The following is a 4,175-nucleotide window of genomic DNA, read 5'->3' on the forward strand; positions in this document are numbered from 1 at the left end:
GCCGACCATGGCACAGGCGGCGAAGGCGAGGCCGAGCGGGTCGACCGCGCGAATCGCGCCGGGGCCGACCACGAGCACAAGCCCGCCGACGGCGAACAGCGACCCGACCAGAACCAGGGCGTGCGGGATGCGCCGGGTCATCACCCACACGACGCCGACCAGGAGCAGCGGCGCGAGGAGTTCGATGAGCGCGGCCGTGGCGACCGGAATGGTCTGGATCGCGGCGAAGTAGAAGAACTGGGTGGCCGAGACGCCGGCGAGGGCCATCGCGAGCACGCGCCACCGTGCCCGCCACAGGGCGGGCCAGGATCCGCGCAGGGAGACCAGGGCGAGTGGCAGCAGCACGAGCCCGCCGACGAGCACGCGTGCGGTGACGGCGGCGCCCGGGGACCAGCCGGCCTCGAGCAAGGGCTTGATGAACGCGCCGGAGGTGCCGAAGGAGAGCGAGCCGATGACCGCCACGACGAGACCCGCGGAGGGCGACGAGATCTTCATGGGGCTCCTTCTGCTGCCGGCTCTGCTTCCGGCTTCTGTCGCGCGCTCTGCTGCGCGCGCAGCGTTACGGTCTACTATTCGGTATGACCATAACGTTAGGCGATGGTCGGGTTAGGAGTCAACATGCAGTTTGCCCATGACACCGTGGAGTCGCTCGAGTTCGCGGTTGACCTCGGCAACACCGATCCCGCGGCCTCCCGCAGCGGCACGGATGAGCTCGCCACCCTCGAACAGCTCGCGGACTTCCTCGCCGGGTATCCCTTCTCCGGCCGTATCGACGGCGACGAGGGCGAGCGGCTCGACGTGCTGCGCGCCCGTGACGAGGTGCGGCTCGTCTGGACCCGCGACCGCGACACCGCGGCGCTCCAGGTCAATGCCATGCTCGCCGAGGCCAGGGCCCTGCCGTACCTCGCCCGGCACGACGCATCCGACTGGCACCTGCACGCGACCACGCCCGATGCGCCGCTCGGCGAACGCCTGCGCGTGGAGGCTTCGCTCGCCCTGATGGACGTGATCCGGATGGACGAGATGCGGCGGCTGCGCATCTGCGAAGCGGATGACTGCGCCGGCCTGATCCTCGACCTCTCGCGTAACGGGTCCAAGCGTTTCTGCAGTGCGCGCTGCGGCAGCCGGATGAACATGATCGCGTTCCGAAAGCGGAAGGGCGCGGACCCGCAGGACTGAACCGGGTCTCGCGGAACGTTATGTCGGAGATTTTCGCGACTCGCGGCATCCGCTGCCCGGATACGCGGCGTGTCGCGAGAATCTCCGACGGTGCGCCGCGGCACTCTAGGTCACGCCGGGCGGAAGGCTCACGCTCAAACCTGCGGCGGATGCGGGCGGCGAGTAGACGGAGAAGCCGCTCGATTCAGAGGCGGCGACCCCGTCGACGACTGCATAAGTTGGCCACGATCGTGGCCCGGCAGCTCCGAACACGGCCCAGGCATCAGGCGAGTAGCCGGTGCTGAATCGTGCGGGGTACCGTATGCCGTCGAAGCCGAGCGACTCGAACAGGGCCGCCCACTGTTGCGGAACGCCGTAGCTGTCCATCGTGCTCAACTCACGGGTGACACCGAACGTGGCGGCGTCCGCCGCGGCCACGTCGGCACACTTCTTGCCCGCGCTGAGGTCGAGCTCAGTGACCTGGAATTCCTCGGCGGCCCAGCGGGGCACCATGCCGGATGCAGCGTAGCTGGGTCCCAAACGCTCGCGGACAGCAACGGCCACGGTGTCGGCGAGATAACAGGTGCCGAGTGGTGGGGCCAGATCGAAGCGACCCCCGCCCGGGCCGCCGGGCGCCGACGCGAAGAACCAGGCTCCACGCCCGATCGGGTGGGAGCGGTATTTCCGTTCGGCTCCCCGAGTATGTACTGCCGGGAAGCCGGTGAAGTCGCGGCCCGGAAGGGGATTGGCCTGAAAAGTCGCCTCCCGGCTCACGGCGCAAGCCGAGCGGCATCGTTTCGCGCGGCGTCGAGAACCGGTCCCAGCTCGTTCGACTTCAACAGGTCCGCCGCAGAGCGACCGCCGAATCGGGGTGTCTTCACGTTGAGCCAGAGCGCCTGCGACCATTCGTCACGTGCGGCGGGGAGCAATGCGTCGATCACTGGCCTCAGGTGGGGAAGGGGTTCACCGCCGGGGCCGAACTGCCATGCCGGGAACAGGAGCGACTTCGCATCCGCCGTCTGTACTGCGAGCAGCACGCCCTGGTTCCTCAGCTTGTGGACGTGCTGGCGGCTGACGCCCTTCCACTTAGCGATCGCCGAGGCCTCATAGAAGGGACCGATCTTCTCCTGCCAGATGCTTGTCCCGGGGATCGTGGCGACCATGCGTTCCGCCACGGTGCGAGCGTTACCGGCGACGGATGCTTCGAGACGGTCGGGAAGACGTTTCGCAATCTCGGTCAGAAGCTCGGCCTGGTAGTCGGTGAGCATCAGCGTGCGGGAGTGGCGCTCCCCGGGGGGTGTCTGCGCTTCGGCGTCGGGTGTCATCGTGAGCCCTCCCGGTGAGTCGTCGGCTGTCATCTCTGTCAACCAAGCCTAGCTTCGGTGTCATCTCTGTCAACCGACTCTCGTGAGGTGAAATCGCCGACTTGTCTCGCCCGGGGCGGCGGCGCGACTGTTGAAGTCGGTGGAATGCTGCATGATGAATGGGGGTCCGTCGTGCGCACCGCGCGGCGTGTCGAGTCGTTCTGAACCGTGTCGAGTCCAGGGGAGGTGAGCATCGTTTCTGCCGAGGTCCAGTTTTCCGAGTCGTTCAGCGTGTTCAGCCACCTCAACGCGCAGAACAGCGAGATCTACCGCCGCGTGCTCGGCACCTTCGTGACGGCCAAGGAGCGGTTCCAGGTGCATCTGCGCCCCGACGACGTGCTCGGCCAGCTGCGTCGCGATGCTGCAGTGGATGCCGCGGAACCGACCCCGGGCGCAGCCGCCAATCCGGCCGCGGGTGCGACCAGTGCGACCGTCCCTGTGCCAGAAGACCTGTCGATCGAGGCCGTCACCGCGGCCCTCGACTCACTCGTCGGCTGGGGCAACCTCCTCGCGTCGCCCGACACCGGCCGCGTCGTGCAGGTCGAGGACTTCTACCGCAAGCGCCATCTGTTCCAGCTGAGCCAGGCGGGCGAGGCCGCCGAACGCGCCCTCGAACGGTTCGAAGAGACCCTCGGCCGCCGCGGCGCCCTGCAGAGCGTTGCCCTCGAGGACATCGCGGTCACCCTGCACGAATTCGTGACGCTGATCGGCGCCGAAACCCCGGACCTCGGCAAGCTGCACCAGACCCTCGCCGCGCTCACCCTGCGCTTCACCGAACTCGCCGACAACGCGAGCGCGTTCATGGCCTCGCTCCAGCGCACGATCGACCTCACCGACACCGACGAGGCGGCCTTCGTCGCCTACAAGTCGCGACTCGTCGACTATCTCGAACGCTTCATCCAGGACCTCACCGTTCGCGGCCCGCAGATCGCGACCCTGCTCGCCCGCGCCGACAGCGCGGCGGTCGACCGCGCCCTCCGCGCGCTCGCCGAACGAGAGGCAAGCGACGCCCTCGTGCAGGTCCCCGATCCCGGAGATGCCGAGCATCCCGTCGGGCCCGATGCCCTCGCCGAGTCGGCGCGTCACTACGCTGTCTGGGCGAACCGCTGGGAAGGGCTGCGGTCTTGGTTCCTCTCGAGCCACGGCAGGGACAGCCAGGCGAAACTGCTGCGGATGGCCGCGCTCGCCGCGATCCCGGCCCTGCTCGACGCCGTGCGCGCCGTCAACGCGAGGCGCTCGGGCCGCTCCGACCGGTCCACCGACTACCTGCGCCTCGCCCAGTGGTTCCAGGAGGCGCCCGACGACGACGACCGTCACCGGCTCGCCCGGGCCGCCTTCGGCCTCTACTCGGCCCGGCACCTCACGGTCGACTCCGCGACCTGGGCGCACTGGAGCGACAACGCCGCGCTCGTCGGAGCGCCCTGGGCGGATGCCCCCGCGATCGAAATCTCTCCGCAATTGCGCCGGACGGGCAGTTACGAGCGCAAGGGTCGGCCGAACCAGGTCATCGACCGCTCGGCGTCCCGGGCGCTGATCGCGCTGCAGGTGCGCGAACAAGCCGAGCAGATCGCCGCGGCGCGAAAGCGTCAGCCGGGACCTCGGAAGATTAAGGAAGATGGGCAAGGTAGTGCTACGCGGCAAGCAACTAGAGCT

Annotated in this window: 5 protein-coding genes; 2 read left to right on the forward strand and 3 right to left on the reverse strand. The window is 68.6% G+C overall.

Annotated elements, in window-relative coordinates; translation table 11 throughout:
- A partial coding sequence (locus QN345_RS16140) for an EamA family transporter (protein ID WP_323508869.1) occupies positions 1–495 on the reverse strand: 495 nt, incomplete at its 3' end.
- A gap of 123 nt (positions 496–618) precedes the next feature.
- Here QN345_RS16140 and QN345_RS16145 point away from each other — a divergent pair.
- Positions 619–1,179, forward strand: coding sequence for a CGNR zinc finger domain-containing protein (locus tag QN345_RS16145; RefSeq protein ID WP_322135327.1), 561 nt, complete (start codon positions 619–621; stop codon positions 1,177–1,179).
- Positions 1,180–1,284: 105 nt separating this feature from the next.
- On the opposite strand, the gene QN345_RS16150 is transcribed toward QN345_RS16145, so the two are convergent.
- Positions 1,285–1,932: an RES domain-containing protein gene (locus tag QN345_RS16150; protein WP_281535589.1), complete on the reverse strand. Its 648-nt coding sequence runs from the start codon at positions 1,930–1,932 to the stop codon at positions 1,285–1,287.
- A complete protein-coding gene (locus tag QN345_RS16155) occupies positions 1,929–2,516 on the reverse strand; it encodes a hypothetical protein (RefSeq protein ID WP_322135328.1) in 588 nt (195 codons plus the stop codon). Before QN345_RS16155 ends, QN345_RS16150 begins: the two co-directional genes overlap by 4 nt.
- A 192-nt stretch (positions 2,517–2,708) precedes the next feature.
- Here QN345_RS16155 and QN345_RS16160 point away from each other — a divergent pair.
- Positions 2,709–4,175, forward strand: a 1,467-nt coding sequence (locus QN345_RS16160) for a TIGR02677 family protein (RefSeq protein ID WP_323508870.1), incomplete at its 3' end; no start/stop codon positions are given.

It is taken from the genome of Cryobacterium sp. 10I1 (genome assembly GCF_035019805.1).
Taxonomy (GTDB): domain Bacteria; phylum Actinomycetota; class Actinomycetes; order Actinomycetales; family Microbacteriaceae; genus Cryobacterium; species Cryobacterium glucosi.

Coding starts and splice junctions, on each gene's coding strand:
- QN345_RS16145 (WP_322135327.1), top strand. CDS start 619: ATGCAGTTTGCCCATGACACCGTGGAGTCGCTCGAGTTCGCGGTTGAC.
- QN345_RS16155 (WP_322135328.1), bottom strand. CDS start 2,516: ATGACAGCCGACGACTCACCGGGAGGGCTCACGATGACACCCGACGCC.